This window comes from Desemzia sp. C1 (assembly GCF_020882875.1).
In the GTDB taxonomy this organism is placed as follows: Bacteria; Bacillota; Bacilli; order Lactobacillales; family Carnobacteriaceae; genus Desemzia; species Desemzia incerta.
The window spans coordinates 361,491-379,062 of the sequence record NZ_JAJIZP010000003.1 but is presented as its reverse complement, the minus strand read 5'-3'; the positions used below and the strand labels follow the sequence as shown (position 1 = coordinate 379,062).

13 protein-coding genes, 3 pseudogenes and 1 riboswitch are annotated in these 17,572 nt (G+C 39.1%); of the genes and pseudogenes, 14 read left to right on the top strand and 2 right to left on the bottom strand.

Going from position 1 to position 17,572, the window contains the following annotated elements; all coding sequences use genetic code 11:
- The 10 genes and pseudogenes from LMF32_RS02200 to LMF32_RS02160 all read left to right on the top strand — a co-directional run.
- Positions 1 to 245, top strand: a pseudogene (locus LMF32_RS02200) (glycosyltransferase); the annotation flags it as partial.
- 438 nt (positions 246 to 683) lie between these two features.
- On the top strand, positions 684 to 878 hold the full coding sequence (locus tag LMF32_RS02195) for a hypothetical protein (RefSeq protein ID WP_230525128.1): 195 nt from the start codon (positions 684 to 686) through the stop codon (positions 876 to 878).
- The gene (locus tag LMF32_RS13550; RefSeq protein ID WP_278046249.1) at positions 820 to 954 is read left to right on the top strand and encodes a GtrA family protein; all 135 of its coding nucleotides are present in this window, start codon (positions 820 to 822) and stop codon (positions 952 to 954) included. The genes LMF32_RS02195 and LMF32_RS13550 overlap by 59 nt, the downstream gene beginning before the upstream one ends.
- A gap of 22 nt (positions 955 to 976) precedes the next feature.
- On the top strand, positions 977 to 1,102 hold the full coding sequence (locus LMF32_RS13545) for a GtrA family protein (protein ID WP_347401896.1): 126 nt from the start codon (positions 977 to 979) through the stop codon (positions 1,100 to 1,102).
- Positions 1,103 to 1,149: 47 nt separating this feature from the next.
- Positions 1,150 to 1,392 carry a hypothetical protein gene (locus LMF32_RS02185; protein ID WP_230523698.1) on the top strand — a complete coding sequence of 81 codons (243 nt, stop codon included), beginning with the start codon at positions 1,150 to 1,152 and terminating at the stop codon, positions 1,390 to 1,392.
- A 96-nt stretch (positions 1,393 to 1,488) separates the two neighbouring features.
- A complete protein-coding gene (locus LMF32_RS02180) occupies positions 1,489 to 1,656 on the top strand; it encodes a hypothetical protein (protein WP_230523697.1) in 168 nt (55 codons plus the stop codon).
- Between the two features lie 946 nt (positions 1,657 to 2,602).
- Positions 2,603 to 2,989, top strand: coding sequence for a hypothetical protein (locus tag LMF32_RS02175; RefSeq protein ID WP_230523696.1), 387 nt, complete (start codon positions 2,603 to 2,605; stop codon positions 2,987 to 2,989).
- A 2,532-nt stretch (positions 2,990 to 5,521) separates the two neighbouring features.
- Positions 5,522 to 6,082 carry a DeoR family transcriptional regulator gene (locus LMF32_RS02170; RefSeq protein WP_347401924.1) on the top strand — a complete coding sequence of 187 codons (561 nt, stop codon included), beginning with the start codon at positions 5,522 to 5,524 and terminating at the stop codon, positions 6,080 to 6,082.
- A pseudogene (gene pfkB, locus LMF32_RS02165) lies at positions 6,079 to 6,996 on the top strand (1-phosphofructokinase). Before LMF32_RS02170 ends, pfkB begins: the two are co-directional and overlap by 4 nt.
- A gap of 27 nt (positions 6,997 to 7,023) precedes the next feature.
- Positions 7,024 to 8,928, top strand: a pseudogene (locus LMF32_RS02160) (fructose-specific PTS transporter subunit EIIC).
- Positions 8,929 to 9,176: 248 nt separating this feature from the next.
- On the opposite strand, the gene LMF32_RS02155 reads toward LMF32_RS02160, so the two are convergent.
- Together LMF32_RS02155 and LMF32_RS02150 are read right to left on the bottom strand one after the other, a co-directional pair.
- Positions 9,177 to 9,743, bottom strand: coding sequence for a chromate transporter (locus LMF32_RS02155; protein ID WP_092479326.1), 567 nt, complete (start codon positions 9,741 to 9,743; stop codon positions 9,177 to 9,179).
- Positions 9,744 to 9,746: 3 nt separating this feature from the next.
- Positions 9,747 to 10,319 carry a chromate transporter gene (locus tag LMF32_RS02150; protein WP_230523453.1) on the bottom strand — a complete coding sequence of 191 codons (573 nt, stop codon included), beginning with the start codon at positions 10,317 to 10,319 and terminating at the stop codon, positions 9,747 to 9,749.
- Positions 10,320 to 10,573: 254 nt separating this feature from the next.
- Here LMF32_RS02150 and LMF32_RS02145 point away from each other — a divergent pair, with 254 nt between their 5' ends.
- The 4 genes from LMF32_RS02145 to LMF32_RS02130 all read left to right on the top strand — a co-directional run bounded on the left by LMF32_RS02145 (position 10,574) and on the right by LMF32_RS02130 (position 17,537).
- A complete protein-coding gene (locus tag LMF32_RS02145) occupies positions 10,574 to 11,428 on the top strand; it encodes a glycosyltransferase family 8 protein (protein ID WP_230523454.1) in 855 nt (284 codons plus the stop codon).
- A gap of 47 nt (positions 11,429 to 11,475) precedes the next feature.
- Positions 11,476 to 12,828 carry a glutathione-disulfide reductase gene (gorA, locus tag LMF32_RS02140; protein WP_188204323.1) on the top strand — a complete coding sequence of 451 codons (1,353 nt, stop codon included), beginning with the start codon at positions 11,476 to 11,478 and terminating at the stop codon, positions 12,826 to 12,828.
- 136 nt (positions 12,829 to 12,964) lie between these two features.
- A riboswitch (purine riboswitch) is annotated at positions 12,965 to 13,066 on the top strand.
- Between the two features lie 190 nt (positions 13,067 to 13,256).
- The gene (locus tag LMF32_RS02135) at positions 13,257 to 14,720 is read left to right on the top strand and encodes an NCS2 family permease (protein WP_092479330.1); all 1,464 of its coding nucleotides are present in this window, start codon (positions 13,257 to 13,259) and stop codon (positions 14,718 to 14,720) included.
- A gap of 141 nt (positions 14,721 to 14,861) precedes the next feature.
- Positions 14,862 to 17,537 (top strand): cation-translocating P-type ATPase, encoded by a 2,676-nt coding sequence (locus LMF32_RS02130; RefSeq protein WP_230523455.1) that lies wholly within the window; start codon positions 14,862 to 14,864, stop codon positions 17,535 to 17,537.
- Positions 17,538 to 17,572: the final 35 nt, after the last annotated feature.

Genomic DNA, 17,572 nt, shown 5'->3' with positions numbered 1-17,572 from the left:
TGGTGGAACAGGGGATATCGGACGATGTTTATGCGATTCGCAGAAAACGTGAAGGGGAAAGCAAGTTGAAAAAGCTGACCTCTAAAACGTATTACAAACTGTTTGCAGAAAGGTCTAAGAAGAGATCATTCTCAGATGCAGGGGGACTTCCGCTTGTTAGACAAAAAATGTATCGAAGCCTTATCTCAGTTGAGAGAAACATGCTCGTTATAACCAATAGAATGTACAATTGGAGATGGTTTTAAGAACAAAAGAAATCAGTTATGATGCAGACCCAAGAGCTGGTGGTGAAACGAATGGAAGTTCAGTGCGATTACTGACTCTGGCAATCAATGGGTGACGTCTACAGTACGCTGCCGTTTGAAAGTGTGGTCTAGTAGTAGGGGTATTATTATCGTTTATTAGGATTATTTTTATTTGTTTGTCGAAATCATGCGCCACGATATTTATGAGGCAATATCAGTGGCGGTGGATATCCTCTTTTAATTGCAGGTATTCTGTTCCTTGGTGGAATCCAATTGATTCTCTTGGGGTAATCGGAGAGTATTTAGGCGAGTGTTTGTATGAAACGAAAGACCGTCCTTTATATTTTGTTCAAGAGACCTCAGAAGAAAGAAACAACGGGAGAAGAGAGAAGTTTCTCCATACTTTGAACGAACAAGAAAAAACAGAAAGCGTTGGTCATGACAAATGGAATTCATAAAAAAATGTATGTTAAATACGAAGAAGCCATTATTTATTTAGTGTTTGGTGTGTTAACGACAGTCGTCAATATCGTGTCGTTTTTATTTATTAGACACGGTGCTAGGTGTACAATATTTGATCGCGAATTTAGTATCGATCATCGTATCGATTCTTTTTGCCTTTTTTACGAATAAGAAATATGTGTTCAAATCAAAATCAGAGAGTTTCCAGAGTTGGATGAAAGAATTTATTTTGTTCTGCCAGTTTTAGAGCTCTTTCAGGTGTATTTGATATGTTGAGCATGTGGATATTGGTAGATTTCCTTACTCTCGATACAAATATAGCTAAGATAGCTACCCAATTTATTGTGGTTGTGCTGAATTACTTTTTCAGTAAATTCTTTGTATTCAAAAGATAGTATTTACTGAAAAATAATGAAGAGAAAAGAGATTGGTGGTTAGCGTTATGGAACAAATTCAACGAAGCACGAAAAAGAATACCTCAAAAGAAATTTTGTGGTATTCTCTTTTATTTTTGATTACAATGGCATCCATCTATGGATACTTCATGGTTAGCGGAACTTCCTTTATATGGGAAAGTGACGGATTCACTCAACATTATTTGTTGTTTAAAGATTATGTAGGCATGTGGCAAGAATTTATCCATGCACCCATCTGGCGGGTTTCCAAAATTGGGATTGGACAATAGGTCTGGGCGCTGATGTGATCAGTTCTTACGGATATTATGTAGTAGGAGATCCGTTCGTTTATTTAGGGTTATTGTTTCCGCAGTCGATGATGGAGTTTGCCTTTCACTTTTTTGATTGTTTTAAGAATCTACTGTATTGGTTTGGCATTTATGTTTTACGCACGTAAAATGAATGTCAGCGGAGCAGGATTATTGGTAGGGACTTTTGTTTACACGTTCTCTCATTACGTGACACTGAATGCTACAAGGCACCCATTCTTTTAATGCCGATGATTTTCTTTACCGTTACTTTGTTTGGGAGTAGAAAAGATATTGCGAAAAGAGTCCGCATTGTTGTTCGCTGCGGTAGTGTGCGTCAGTGCAACAAGCAACTTGTACTTTTTCTATAAATTGACCGTTTTGATTTTTTATTTATGCGATCTTCGTTATTTTGAGTTGGGAATACCGCTGAAAAAAATCTGGAAGTATTTCTGGAAAGCCCTTGTCTCACTATTTAATTGGAGTGTGTATGTCAGCAGTGGTATTGTTTCCTGTAATCTGGGGATTCTACACATCTTCCAGAGAACCAGGAACGTTTGCCAGCGGAATGACAGTGTACCCATTACAGTATTACGCGTTAACCTTTTAGCAAATATCTTTATTTCAGAATGTATCCTTGTGGACAGTTTTGGGATTTGCCGGAATGTGATGTAGTGTGTCCATTGTTCTTTGTTAGACGGAAAGTTTTTGGAGCTATTCCTTGTAATATGATGGTGTTATTACTTGGTCATGCTTCTATTTCCGGCATTCGGCCTTGTTAGAATGGATTATCTGGTCCATATAACGGTGGACATTTATTATCCCACTACTGCATGGGTGTAGCAGTAGCGTCGCTTGTATCAAATACCGATTTGATTGGAATAAGAAAGACCGCTTAGCGATGCTTGCAGGATGGTTGTTTTTTGGTGGAGTAGCAACTTTTTTTTTTTCAAATCATTGGAGAATTTTCGTGGGCTAGAACAGTTCCAGTTGCAGCAAGCTTTTCTGGTAGATGGGCTGATTATTAGAAATAACAGCTCGCAGAGAAAGAAAAAGGCAAACTGACAAATGGTTGGGAAAAAGTTGTTTCAGCTGTTATTTTCTTGTCAGTGATCGGTAATGTGATTTTCAATCGCTCAAGAATATTCATTATCCATATAGGGACAAAACAAAGTAGCTGCCTTACTGCCTTATGGAACAGCAAATGAACCAGTATGAGCAAGTATTGATGAAATTGAAAAAGAGATTCCTCCTGTTTCAAAAGACGACATTTTCCGTATTGGGGCTTACAGCTAAAGACAATCACATCCGCAATCATATGGTTTATTTAGAACGGATGGGGATGAACTCCTATCTTTCTATCACCAACGGGTCGGTGCGCAGTTTGCTCGTCAACTGGAATTGGCTCGTACTTCAATTTGATCCAACGGTACGAAATGGAATGGATGAACCGAAGAATAGCATAATGCATATGTTAGGCGTGCGGTATATCGTGACAGAGGTATTCCGAATTGAAAATATTTGCCGTAACGGCTACGAAGTGATTTCCCGTGTTCTGAGGGAGAAGAACGCTCATTGATCGCAGAGACAGATCAATCTTATCCTTTTGCATATGCTCAAATTCTGTTGTGCATGGATAACGAGGAGTTTGAAAAACTGAATCCTGTAGAAAAGAGGAGTTTTTATCATATACGTGTTTTACTGCCAAGCCCCAGCCTGATGAACGCCTGGACACTCAATTCAGTCTAGACATCTCGCTTCGATTCATCACTTTCAGACAAAAGCAAATTGCTGCCCATCACTCCGTTACGTAGTCTTGAGGACACAAAATAAACTCTACTATCTGAATAATGCCGGCAAGTTAGACTCGCTTCAAGACAGTGGTATGGGAATATTACGCATTGAAATTCAGCATGGACGATGTAAAGGATATTCAACAGTTCAGAAGTCTATACGCTACACTAAAAGGATATGGATTTTGAACCATTACATCCAAGTAAAACGTATATCGAGTGAATACCAGCTTTAATACATAAGTAGCCTTTAATGGACGAAACTAAAACAATTCATCAATCTCAACGACTAAGCTAGAGTTTTCAGCTTCATACATTCATCGTAAAAATATGTTTGTTTAATCTTACAGGTTTATCAAGCAGAATCTGAAATCTCATACCATCACGGTCCAATTTGAAAAGCTGGAGCCTCATGATATTTATCTACATTGTGTGTGGATGATAATCACGCGTGACAGCCTTTGTTTTGTGTGATACCTCACGCTATCATACTTTATAATTTCCTTGTTGGTGTGCTAACCACGATATGTAATAGCTTCGCCGGTAGATCAAAGACATGTCTACACAATGATATAAAGAGTAGCTGTGAAAATCACGCAGCATCGATCTATGATGTGGACGACATTTGCGAGACGAATCTATAGAAGGTATTTGTTTTATGGACGATACATACTCACCGTGCAAGAAGAGACGATCGCTGCTGTGTGTGTGAGTACTGCAAGCATATCAATACCTATATTCAGGTAGGGTAGGTCCAGTGCTGAGGTGGGGCGTGTGTGCACATCACATGGATGACGACCATTAATATAAGTCATAGTGATGGAGTTTATCATCGGTGATTCCTTTAAAAGCACGACTACACTATACTCAAGTAGCATATTTTTTCTTACGAAACGCCGGGGGCCGTTCTTGAAACTTCGCTTTGTCGTTGTTAGTAGTTTATCCGGTGTAGTATTTATTTGAGGGCATGATGGGAAGTGTGAAGGGATGCTTGGCGCACTCACGCTGGGAATAAAGCAAAGAATAAAAAGAAACCCGGGCTGATCGCGGTCTATGGAACTCGATATGTGCAAGAATCGGTTCTTTTTCTGGCAATGGTGTGAGGTGTGGGTTATATTGTCTCGTCTGTGGAGGTGTCTTTAGCGTGCTGGGGGCGCTACATACAGTGATATTGGATACGTCAATCGTGTGCATTGAGACGTCACTTCATCCATTAATTGACGTCATCTCTCATTTTCCTCAGGTAAAAACCGATACTGTAATAATTTGAGTAATGAATTTCAGGTCTTTGCTGTACTCTAAACTGTGTTCTTCACTAAAAACTTTATATTATGAACTTCAAAGTAGCGGTTCAGCCTCGATATGAGTATGTTTAACCAATATTTTGATATTCACTAATCGGACATTTGAGCTCCGAATAATCTTTTAATAATTCTCATACGATGAGCACAGCTAACGTACTGATGATAGCTAGAAAATAATACCCCATCCCTACTGCTACATAACCAACACCGGCGATCGCCCAATCGAAGCTGCTGTATCAGACCAGAAACATTTCGCTTAGTCACTATAATGGTCCCACGCCCAAAAAAAAAACCATCCGCTGACGATTTGAGCAGTCAGTCGAATAAAATCAGTAGTCAAGACTCCCTCTAAATCAGGATTAAGCAATGACCATCCTAATGATGGTCGTAACTGGCTTCTACTTGTACCATAGCAAATGATAGCAAAGATCCTACAAGAAAGCATGCGCATATGAGGGGTCTTAAGCCGGCATTTGCCCTTTTAGCTTCACGTTTCAAACCCAATAGCACTGCCGCAAATATAATAGCCATACCAATTCGTAACTAAAATTTCCACGATTAACTCAATTCATACATAAAACAAAAAATCCCCGCTCGTAGTCAGGATATTGCGCCAAACTATCAGTGATTGATTATTTCGTCCCTTGTTTTTCATTTTTAAATATACCGTTGAGGGTGAAAAACATTGTCAAAGAAAGAAACCGTGAGTAAGAAATAAGGCTTAAACGCTAAGAAACACTCATAAATGTTGATTGTTTTTGAATGGATTTGGTGGTAAAATGAAGAAGTGACAGAGGTGGCCTTATGTTAAACTGAAGAACGTTACCGCATATATTGTTGGTTCAACGTGACGACAACATGGTTGGTGCTCAATCTCAAGAATTAATCAAGAAATGAATTGATTCTGAATCTACGTTACGGTCTGACGATTTAGATGCTCTTGAAGAAAAAGCGGATGCTGTAGTTCGTGATTCACGGGGGGGCTAAACGTCTCTATGAAATAGAACACGAGAAATTCCCATTACCGCGAAAACATCCAAAACATTCAAAGAAAAAAAGGAAATAGCTAGAAATAATGCATCTTCTCTTGTACAAGATGGAGATACAATCTTCTTAGATGCCGGAACAACTACATTGTATATGATTCCGTTTTTGAAACAGAAAAAAATTCGTATCGTGACAAATGCAGTGCAGCATGCTCACCTATTAGCAGATCAAGAAAATGAAGTGGTTTTAATCGGCGGAGTATTAAAAAACACCACTAAAGCTGTTATAGGAGCAGTAGGTTGTGCTCAGTTGAGCCAATACAATTTTAATAAAGCGTTTCTAGGGATAAATGGTGTAGATCTTGAATATGGTTTCACGACTCCTGATCCAGAAGAAGCGGCTATCAAGCAGCAAGCCATCAAAAATAGTGCAAAAGTATTTATTTTAACCGATAACAGCAAATTCAATACAGTAACCTTTGTCAAAGTAGAGGATATCGACGGGGCAACGATTTTGACAAACTCTCTGAACAAAAAAGAATTTGGTGCTTATTTTGAAGCAACTAAGATAATGGAGGTAAAAACATGATTTACACAGTAACACTTAATCCATCGATTGATTACATTGTGCAACTTCCCACCGTTCAATTGGGGGAGACTGAACCGCATGACAGGCGACATCAAGCTGCCAGGCGGAAAAGGTATCAATGTTTCGCGTGTATTAAACAACATTGGGCAAGAATCCACAGCGCTAGGTTTCATTGGAGGCTTCACAGGCCGATTCATTACGGATTGGCTGAAAAAAGAAGCTGTTGGGACAGATTTTGTTGAGATCGAACAAGATACACGAATCAAATGTAAAAGTAAAAGCAGATATCGAAACAGAAATCAATGCAGCAGGACCAGCAGTCTCCGAAAAAGAGTCTGAACAATTATTGCAGCAAATGGATGCTTTAACTGCAGACGATATCGTTGTTTTTATCAGGAAATAAACCGCCAACATTGCCAGAAGATTTTTACCAGCAAATGGTTAAAAAAATCTCAGCGGCTGGAGCAGATTTCGTGATTGATACTACTGGGAAAGAATTGATGAATGCAATCGGTTCTCGTCCGTTGTTGGTTAAACCAAACCATCACGAGTTGGCAGATTTGTTTGAAACAACTTTTGACTCTGTGGAAGACATCATTCCATACGGCAAGAAGTTGATTGAATTAGGTGCAAAATATGCGGTTATCTCTATGGCAGGTGACGGAGCATTGTTCTTTACTGAATCAGCGGCTTACCGAGCTACGGTACCTAAAGGACAAGTGAAGAATTCAGTTGGTGCTGGAGACTCTATGATCGCTGGATTTATCGGCGCATTAGTCAGCACTAAAGATCCATTAGAAGCTTTCAAAAAAAGTGTGGCAACAGGAAGCGCCACAGCATTTTCAGACGACTTAGCTACTAAAGAAGCTATCGAGGCATTAGTAGAACAAGTAGAAATCAAAAAGATTGATTAACCAAAACTTACAGGAGGATAAAAAAAGATGAAAATGAAAGACATTTTAATCAAAGATGTTATGATCATGGATCTAAAAGCTCAAACTAAAGAAGCTGCTATCGACGAAATGATCGCCAGCTTAACAAGAAAACAACCGTATTAGTGACGTAGAAACGTTTAAAGAAGGTATCTTGAATCGTGAGAGCCTTTCTTCAACAGGTCTTGGAGATGGGATCGCAATGCCGCATGCGAAAAACAAAGCGGTTAAGGAAGCAACAGTTTTATTTGCTAGAAGCAACTCAGGTATTGATTACAATTCTTTAGATGGTCAAACCAGCTTTCTTGTTCTTTATGATTGCAGCTCCAGAAGGGGCTAACGATGTTCATTTGGACGCATTGGCGAACCTATCTCGCTTATTGATCCGTCCGGATTTTGTAGCATCATTAAAAAATGCTTCTACTGCTGATGAAGTTCAAGAATTGTTTACAGCAGCAGAAGAAGTGGAAGAAGAATCAAATACTGTAGAAGAAACTACAGCACCTGCTGCAGAAGAAAGACCTTATGTCGTAGCTGTAACAGCTTGTCCTACAGGGATTGCGCATACCTTTATGGCTGAAGATGCTTTGAAAAAGAAAGCAGCTGAAATGGGCGTAGACATCAAAGTAGAAACAAACGGAAGCGGCGGAATCAAAAACCGTCTGACAGCTCAAGACATCGAACGTTCTGTTGGTGTTATCGTAGCTGCGGACAAACAAGTTGAAATGGCTCGTTTTGACGGCAAACCAGTATTGCAACGTCCAGTAAGTGATGGAATCCGCAAAACAGAAGAATTGATCACAAAAGCGATCAACCAACAAGCACCAATTTTTTCAGCTGGCGATCGTAAAGCTGAAGCAAGTAATGACAACGAAGAAAAAGGTTCTGTATGGAACAAAGTTTATAAAGATTTGATGAACGGAATTTCTCACATGCTGCCATTTGTAGTCGGCGGCGGAATCTTAATGGGTCTTTCATTCTTATTTGAAAGCTGGTTAGGTAAAGAGAGTGAAATCTTCTTATTCTTGAACTCAATCGGAAGCCAAGCGTTTAATTTCTTGATTCCTATTCTAGCAGGTTACATTGCACTTAGTATTGCTGACCGCCCTGCATTGATGCCTGGTATGGTTGGTGGAGCGATGGCTGTTGCCAGCAACGCTGGATTCTTGGGTGGTTTAGCAGCTGGTTTCTTAGCAGGTTACTTAATGATCGGCTTGCAAAAAGGTTTGCGCAACTTGCCTAAATCGCTAGAAGGTATCAAATCAATCTTGTTGTTCCCAGTACTTGGTTTATTGCTGATTGGATTAATAATGTATTTCGTTGTTGGACCAATTTTTGGTACGATCAATGAAGCAATGATTACATTCTTAGAAAACCTTGGAACTGGAAATGCAGTTATTCTGGGAGCTCTATTAGGTGGAATGATGTCCATCGATATGGGTGGTCCATTCAATAAAGCTGCATACGCATTTTCTATCGGTATCTTTACGGATACAGGTGACGGAAGCTTGATGGCTGCTGTTATGGCCGGAGGAATGGTTCCGCCATTAGCTATCGCATTAGCAAGCACATTGTTCAAAAAACAAATTCAATACAGACGAAAGAAAATCTGCTTTGTCTAATTACGTTATGGGAATTTCATTCATCACTGAAGGTGCGATTCCATTTGCCGCAGCTGATCCATTGCGCGTCATTGGTTCTTCAGTAGTCGGGTCTGCTATTGCAGGTGGATTGACTCAATTATGGAATGTCACTGTACCAGCACCACACGGTGGAGTATTCGTAGCTGGTCTTTCTAATCATGTTGGATTGTTCCTTCTAGCAATCTTAATCGGGATGGTTGTAGGGGCTGTTATCTTGGGACTATGGAGAAAACCAGTTGAAAGCAATGATTCAGGATTAGAACTAAAATAATCAACTAAAAAAAGTTGCTCCCGCATGAAGAGTTGATCTTCATAGGGGGCAACTTTTTTAGGTGTTTTCCAGTTTGGTGTGAAGGCGGAAATCGGCCATCAGCTCCTAGAAACAACTGCTCATGGCTGAAAAATAATTTAAAAAGGCCATGAGGACGATTTAGTACCGTCTCATGGCTGAACAATCATTTTTTTCGGTCATGACGCATCATATTTATTGATTCATGGCTGATAATGTGCTGATCTGCTTTAAAGAATAACGTAATAGATCAAGATTCCGGCGAAACCTGAAAGGATCATAACGTGAATCGGACCAAGCTTGGTTTTGCGCAAAATGGCCAAACCGATACTAAACAGGATTACTGAGATCCAGTTTAAGTCGCTGAAAGCAATAGGGAAGCTTTCTGCACCAAACATAGCCGTCAAGAAAATCGTCAATCCAGCAGAAGCAATCAGTGCCACTACAGCTGGACGCAACCCTTGAAGGATACCATCCATAAGAGGGATTCCTTTATATTTGTAATATACTGTAGCTAGTATGATCACTATGATGCAAGATGGGGCGATACATCCAAGAGTAGCAACAATTGAACCTGGAAGTCCGGCCACTTTTGTACCGACAAAAGTAGAAGTATTAATGGCTATCGGACCAGGAGTCATTTGAGAAATCGTAATGATGTCAACGAACTCTGTACTCGACAACCAATTGTTTTGGTGGATAACTTGTTCTTCGATCAAAGGCAAAGCAGCATATCCGCCGCCAAAACTGAATAAACCGACTTGGAAGAAACTCCAAAATAATTGTAAGTAAACCATGCTTTATGAGTCCCCCTTTTGGTTATGAGATCCTCGTAGTGATGTATAAGCACCTACAGCACCACAAATCAATAAAATAATGACAATGTTGATGTTTAATAAGATAGCGGCGATAAAAGCTAAAATCATCATGACGATGGGCAAAACTTGTTTGGCTTTAATGATTTTTGCAGCCATATCGATTACAACGCTCACAATAACGGCTGCAACTCCTGCCTGCATTCCTAAAAGGAGAGCACTGACCACTGGATTATCTCTAAAAGCTTGATAGAAATAAGAAATAATCGTAATGATGATCAGAGGAGGAAAGATAGTACCTATGACTGCTATCAAAGAACCTAAGATCCCAGCCATTCTGTACCCCACAATAATAGAGGTGTTTACGGCGATAGGGCCGGGAGCAGATTGACCTATTGCGACTAGATCCAGCATTTCCTCTTCATCGATCCATTGTAGTTCTTTAACGAACCGTTTTTGCATGAGGGGCACAATGACGTAACCTCCGCCAAATGTAAAAGCACTTAATGTAAAAGTAGAAAGAAATAATGTCCAATAAAATTTAATATCTTTTTCCATTTGAACCTCCTGTATAAATAATGACAATATGTACTTCATATATTATACCGTAAATGAGAAAAGGTTTCATTTCATGGAAGTTGAATTCCTTATATTTTATATAAATGAAAACAAAAACACCTCTCTTTCATTCCAAATATGATATGCTTAATTATGAGGAAAGATATCATTGAATGAACAAAAGTATGGTTTTATAACCAGGAAGTAAATTTTACAGTGATGAAACTTTAATTATATAAAGTAGGAGATCAAAAATGAATGTATTAGTGACGTGTAATGAGAATTATATCCCGCCCCTTAAAACCATGTTGTGGTCATTATTCAAATCCAACATGGGGGAACAGTTTACCATTTATTTTATGCACAATAATATGGCAGAGAATAGATTGGAAGAATTAGATTTATTCATGAAGAGAAATGGCCAAGAATTTTATCCAATTGATGGCAGTGATTTATTTGAAGAAGAGACTACAGTGAATCGTTATTACTCGATTGAAATGTATTATCGATTATTGGCGCCGTTTGTTTTGCCAGATGAAGTAGATCGGATTCTTTATTTGGATCCAGATATCATCAACTTAAACCCTGTTTCTGATTTCTACCATCAAGATTTCAAAGGGAATTTGTTTGTGACGACCACTCATGATTATTTGACGAAATGGATACAGCCAATCAATAATATTCGGTTAAATACATTGGAATCAAAAGGGTATTTCAATACGGGGATATTATTGATGAACTTGCCTGCCATTCGCTTGAGCAAAACAAAAGAAGACATCTTTTCTGGAATCGAACTGAATAAGAATCGATTACTGCTGCCAGATCAAGATGTTTTCAATCATCTATATTGGGACTCAATTTTAGAAGCGGATTGGAGAATCTATAATTTAGACCCGCGGTATTACTCAAAAGCCAATGTGGTTTTTCCAAAAGATTACAATTTGGAATGGGTAGAAGAAGAAGTGGTGTTTATCCACTATTGCGGCAAACAAAAGCCATGGAATAAAAAAGAGGCTTACAAATACAAGCTTGGTCATTATTATGATCAATATGAACAAGAACATCTACAAGGATTCCCTCAATCGTTAGATTTTGTCCTTGAAGAATAGCGGGAAACTCGTTAACCTATAGAAAATAGAGAAAGAAGGAAATTAGAATGTCAAAACATTATGATTACATTGCTATCGGCGGCGGTAGTGGAGGAATTGCTTCAATCAATCGTGCGGGTATGCACGGAGCTAAAGTAGCTATCGTAGAGGCTAATGAATTGGGCGGAACATGTGTCAACGTCGGTTGTGTACCTAAAAAAGTAATGTGGCATGGTGCTCAATTAATGGACGAAATGAAATTGTATGCTGAAGATTACGGAATCAGTTATTCAGACATGCAAGTAAACTATTCAAAATTGGTCTTGAATCGAGAAAAATACATCGACCGTCTGCATACAGTTTACAAAAAAGGATTGGACAGCAATGGGGTCGATTTGATCAAAGGATTCGCTAAGTTCGTAGACAACCATACGATTGAAGTAAACGGCGAACAATATACAGCTGATCACATTTTGATTGCAACAGGGGGCTATCCTGAAAGACCGAACATTCCAGGACAAGAATACGGTATAGATTCAGACGGTTTCTTCGCTTTAACAGAATTGCCAAAACGAGTGGCTATTATCGGAGCAGGATACATTGCTGTTGAATTGGCTGGTGTGACTCACGGACTAGGTGCAGATACTCATTTATTTGTGCGCAGAAATGCACCGCTTAGAACATTTGATTCAATCATCAGTGAAGGACTTGTAGAAACGATGGAAAGAGAAGGAGCGACTCTGCACACTCACTCTATTCCGAAAAAAGTAGAAAAAAATGAAGATGATAGTCTAACAATTTACTTTGAAGACGGTTCTTCTCACACTACAGATACGATTATCTGGGCTGTTGGCCGTAAACCAAATACTGCAAACTTGAATTTAGAAGCTACAGATGTTGAATTGAACCCAGAAGGCTATATCAAAGTAGATGAATACCAAAATACTAACGTAGACGGGATTCACTCTATTGGAGATGTAACTGGACGCATTGAGCTGACTCCAGTAGCTATTGCAGCTGGACGACGTTTGTCAGAGCGCTTGTTTAACGGAAAAACGAATGAAAAGTTAGACTATACGAACATCCCGTCTGTGATTTTCAGCCATCCGCCTATCGGAACGATTGGTTTTACAGAAGAAGAAGCCATCGAAAAATACGGTTCTGAAAATATCAAAATCTATCAAACAAAATTCACTTCGATGCACAGTGCAATCACGAAAAATCGTCAACGGACATATATGAAATTAGTCTGCTACGGTAAAGAGGAAAAAGTTATTGGATTGCATGGTTTAGGAAATGGAATGGATGAAATGCTTCAAGGTTTTGCAGTAGCGATTAAAATGGGTGCTACAAAAGCTGATTTTGACAATACAGTTGCCATTCATCCTACCGGAGCAGAAGAATTTGTAACAATGAGATAATAGAGCAAAAAGAACGGTTGAGTTTCAGCCGTTCTTTTTTGTGCACATAAACAATAGGTAAACACGAACATTAAACGGTTTTTTATTATTAATTATATGACTTTGTCTTGTCATTTTCCAAAATACCGGCTATAATGATGGAGCAAAAGGAAAATCTAATATAATTTAAGCGATATGGGCTTTGAAGTTTCTACTGAACACCGTAAAAGGTTCAACTATTAGAGAAATAAATAGAGCGTGTGATCAAGCTGATGATATGCAGCTTGATGTTTTAATTGTGGATCAGTTTTATGGTTCTTATTGTTTTTTTATTTTTTTCCACAAAGACACCAGTGTTTCTTTAAAGAGACTTTATGACCCTTTTTCTTACTTTATAAAAGAGCGAATACTTCTTTTGTAAACTATAAAAAAGGCAGGGTACTTATTCAATGGATAATTTTTTTAAGTTTAAAGAAAATAATACAACTATCTCAACAGAAATCATGGCAGGTTTGACAACTTTTTTTGCGATGTCTTATATCATATTTGTGAATCCCGCCATTCTTTCTATGACAGGAATGCCCACACAAGCAGTCTTTTTATCTACATTGATCGCAGCCGCAATTGGAACTTTAGTGATGGGGTTATTCGCTAATGTACCGTATGCTCAAGCACCTGGAATGGGATTGAATGCATTCTTTACATACACAGTTGTTTTTGCACTAGGTTTTACTTGGCAAGAAGCTTTAGCAATGGTCTTTATTTGCGGGATCTTTAATATCTTGATCACAGTAACAAAAGTCCGTAAAATGATCATCCATTCGATTCCTATGAGTTTGCAACATGCAATCAGCGGAGGAATCGGAGTATTCGTTGCTTACATCGGAATCAAAAATGCGGGATTCTTACAGTTTACTTCAGAACCAGGAAATATCCAAAGTATCAATAATGCTCCATTCGATGCCGCAGCTACCACTTACGAAGGCGGTATTACCAGCATAGTGAGTGGCGGAGGAATTGTTCCGGCATTAGTAAACTTTACTAATCCAGGGTCTCTTTTAGCTTTATTCGGGTTGATCATTACGGTTATTTTATTGGTATCAAAAGTGCGCGGAGCAATTTTGATTGGAATCGTAGCAACGACTATTCTAGGAATTCCGATGGGTATCGTAGATTTGTCAGGTATTTCAAATCCAGCAAATTCTTTAGGCAGTGCTTTTTCTGAATTGGGTGTTACTTTTGGAGCAGCTTTTGGATCAGAAGGTATGGCTTCTTTGTTTGGAGATGTATCTCGTCTGCCGTTAGTTTTGATGACGATTTTTGCATTCAGTTTATCTGATGTGTTCGATACGATTGGGACATTTATCGGTACTGGACGGAAAACTGGTATTTTCTCACAAGAAGATGAGTTGGCTTTGGATAACAGCACTGGGATCAAAACAAAAATGGACAAAGCATTATTTGCAGATGCGATCGCAACGTCTGTAGGGGCTGTTTTTGGAACATCTAATACCACAACATACGTTGAAAGTGCTGCTGGTATTGCAGCTGGCGGACGTACAGGCTTTACGAGTGTAGTTGTTGCAGGTATGTTCTTATTGACTAGTTTGTTCTCACCATTGGTAGCGATTGTTCCAGGACAAGCTACTGCACCGGCGTTGATTATGGTAGGGATTATGATGATGTCTTCTCTATTGGAAATCAACTGGGATGATTTAGAAGAAGCTATTCCTGCATTCTTCGCTTCTATTTTTATGGGTCTGGCTTACAGCATCTCTTATGGAATAGCAGCTGGTTTCATTTTTTACATCATTGTAAAACTAGCTAAGAGCAAAATAAAAGATGTTCATCCTGTATTAGGAGTATCTACAGCATTATTTGTCTTGAATTTCCTAATTCTGGCATTTATTTAAAACACTTATTTCACTAGGAGTCGAGGCAACTTAAAGTTGCTGCGGCTCCTTTTTTGTATTACGCACCTGATTCTTTGAATTACAAAAGATAAAAACATATAATGAAAGTGAAATGAAGAAAAGAGAAAGCGGGTGGTTAGTATGGAAAGAAAAGAACAACTAAAGGAACCATTTTTTGCTCAAGATATCTCCAAAGTTTTTCAAACGTTCGAAACGTCTGAAAAAGGTCTTACGACTGCAGAAGCAGAGAAAAGAATCGAATCTTATGGTCACAACCAGTTAAATGAGGAAAAGAAAAAAAGTATCTTGGTTAAGTTTTTTGAACAGTTTAAGGACTTTATGATTTTAGTCTTGATAGCAGCAGCTTTGATCTCGGCTTTTTTCGGTGATATAGCAGATGCTGTGATTATTTTAGCGGTAGTTATTTTGAACGCTGTATTAGGTGTTTTTCAAGAAGCGAAAGCGGAAGAAGCAATCGATTCATTGAAGAAAATGTCTTCACCTGAAGCACGTGTCCGGCGAGATGGTTCTGTCGTACATATCAAAAGTGAAGAATTGGTTCCAGGAGACATTGTGTTGCTGGAAGCTGGAGATGTAGTGCCGGCTGATATGCGTTTGTTCGAAAATGCATCGCTTAAAATTGAAGAGTCGGCATTAACAGGAGAATCTGTACCGGTTGATAAAGATATCGCTGTCGTTACTGACGAAAATGCAGGAGTCGGCGATCGGAAGAATATGGCGTTCATGAACAGCAATGTCACTTACGGACGCGGAGAAGGTGTGATTGTTGGAACAGGAATGGCGACAGAAGTAGGGAAAATCGCTGAAATGCTGGCATCATCTGAAGAAACAATGACACCATTACAACGCAACTTGAACCGTCTTGGGAAATATCTGACCATTGCGATCATTGCTATTGCTGTCCTGATGTTTATCGTTGGTTTATCAAATGGAAGAGATGTAGTAGAAATGCTGTTGACTTCGATTTCACTGGCTGTAGCAGCTATTCCTGAAGGATTGCCTGCCATCGTAACGATCATTCTTTCACTAGGAACACAAAAGATGGCAAAGAGAAAAGCTTTGGTCCGTAATTTGCCGGCTGTAGAAACACTGGGAAGTACAGATATTATTTGTTCAGATAAAACAGGTACGTTGACGATGAATCAAATGACAGTTGAAAAAGTCTATACGAACAATCAACTGCAAGATGCAGCTGACGTTGAAGTAAAAGATCTGCCTGTCATGAAAGTCATGATGTATGCGAATGATACGAATATTTCTGGAGAAGGAGAACTGATTGGTGATCCGACTGAAACGGCATTGATTCAATATGCTTTAGATAAAGATATCGATGTACAAGCTGCTTTAGCAAAAGAACCTCGTGAAGCAGAAGTTCCATTTGAATCAGAACGGAAATTGATGTCTACCATTCATAAAATGACTGATGGAATGTACTTTATAGCGACTAAGGGAGCACCAGACGAGTTGTTGAAACGATGTACTAAAATCGACATCAATGGCGAACTTCAAACATTGACTGATGAAGACCGTAAAGCTATTTTGGACAGCAACCATGATATGGCGACGCAAGCCTTGCGTGTATTGGCTATGGCTTACAAAATCGTCAGTGCTGTTCCAGACGAGGTAAACACGAACACTGTGGAAACAGAATTAGTGTATGCAGGAATGGTCGGGATGATCGATCCGGAAAGAGAAGAAGCGAAAGACTCTATTGCTGTTGCTAAAACGGCCGGTATTCGTTCGATCATGATCACGGGAGACCACAAAGATACAGCTTCTGCGATCGCTCAACGATTAGGCATCATTGAGGAAGGAGAAACAGATGCGGTTATCACCGGTGCAGAATTGGATCAAATCGATGATGCAACATTTGCGAAGACTGTGAAGAAATATTCTGTCTATGCTCGAGTATCTCCCGAACATAAAGTAAAAATTGTTAAAGCTTGGCAAAAAGCCGGCAAGATCGTAGCGATGACAGGGGATGGTGTAAATGATGCGCCAGCATTGAATACGGCTGATATCGGTGTCGGTATGGGGATCACAGGGACGGAAGTTTCTAAAGGAGCTAGTGACATGGTTTTAGCCGATGATAACTTCGCGACTATTGTAGTAGCGGTAGAAGAAGGACGGAAAGTATTTACCAACATTCAAAAAGCGATCCAATTTCTGTTGTCAGCCAACTTAGGAGAAGTGTTGACATTGTTTATTGCTACATTACTAGGATGGAGTGTATTATCTCCTGTGCATATTTTATGGATCAATTTAGTGACGGATACTTTCCCTGCAATCGCACTAGGATTGGAACCTGGCGAGAAAGATATTATGCAGGAAAAACCACGTGGAAAAGAAGCCACGTTCTTCTCGAATGGAGTCTTACCAAGCATCGTATATCAAGGAATATTAGAAGGTACGATCACATTGATGGTTTACTGGTGGGCAACGCATAACCCAGTTCATGCTGGAAACGAAGAATTGATCCACTTAGATGCATTGACGATGACATTTGCCACGTTAGGACTGCTTCAACTTTTCCATGCCTTTAACGTGAAATCAATCGAAAAATCGCTGTTTACCGTAGGACTATTTAAAAATAAAATGTTCAATTTGGCAATTGTCACTTCAGGAGTTCTTTTGGGAATGGTCATTTTGATTCCTGGATTGAACAGTTGGTTCAACGTGACGACATTGAACATGGAACAATGGTTAATTGTATTGGGAGCAGCTTTTTCAATCATCCCAATCGTTGAGATCATTAAGTTCTTTATCCGAAAATTCAGTAAGAAAAACAACAAATAAAGACATAACTGTTTTGCTTCACAAGTAAAAAGTAT

Excerpts from the sequence above, each read along its gene's own strand:
- LMF32_RS02195 (WP_230525128.1), top strand. The coding sequence starts at position 684 with ATGACAAATGGAATTCATAAAAAAATGTATGTTAAATACGAAGAAGCC.
- LMF32_RS13545 (WP_347401896.1), top strand. The coding sequence starts at position 977 with ATGTTGAGCATGTGGATATTGGTAGATTTCCTTACTCTCGATACAAAT.
- LMF32_RS02185 (WP_230523698.1), top strand. The coding sequence starts at position 1,150 with ATGGAACAAATTCAACGAAGCACGAAAAAGAATACCTCAAAAGAAATT.
- LMF32_RS02175 (WP_230523696.1), top strand. The coding sequence starts at position 2,603 with ATGGAACAGCAAATGAACCAGTATGAGCAAGTATTGATGAAATTGAAA.
- LMF32_RS02155 (WP_092479326.1), bottom strand. The coding sequence starts at position 9,743 with ATGGTTTACTTACAATTATTTTGGAGTTTCTTCCAAGTCGGTTTATTC.
- LMF32_RS02150 (WP_230523453.1), bottom strand. The coding sequence starts at position 10,319 with ATGGAAAAAGATATTAAATTTTATTGGACATTATTTCTTTCTACTTTT.
- LMF32_RS02145 (WP_230523454.1), top strand. The coding sequence starts at position 10,574 with ATGAATGTATTAGTGACGTGTAATGAGAATTATATCCCGCCCCTTAAA.
- gorA (WP_188204323.1), top strand. The coding sequence starts at position 11,476 with ATGTCAAAACATTATGATTACATTGCTATCGGCGGCGGTAGTGGAGGA.
- LMF32_RS02135 (WP_092479330.1), top strand. The coding sequence starts at position 13,257 with ATGGATAATTTTTTTAAGTTTAAAGAAAATAATACAACTATCTCAACA.
- LMF32_RS02130 (WP_230523455.1), top strand. The coding sequence starts at position 14,862 with ATGGAAAGAAAAGAACAACTAAAGGAACCATTTTTTGCTCAAGATATC.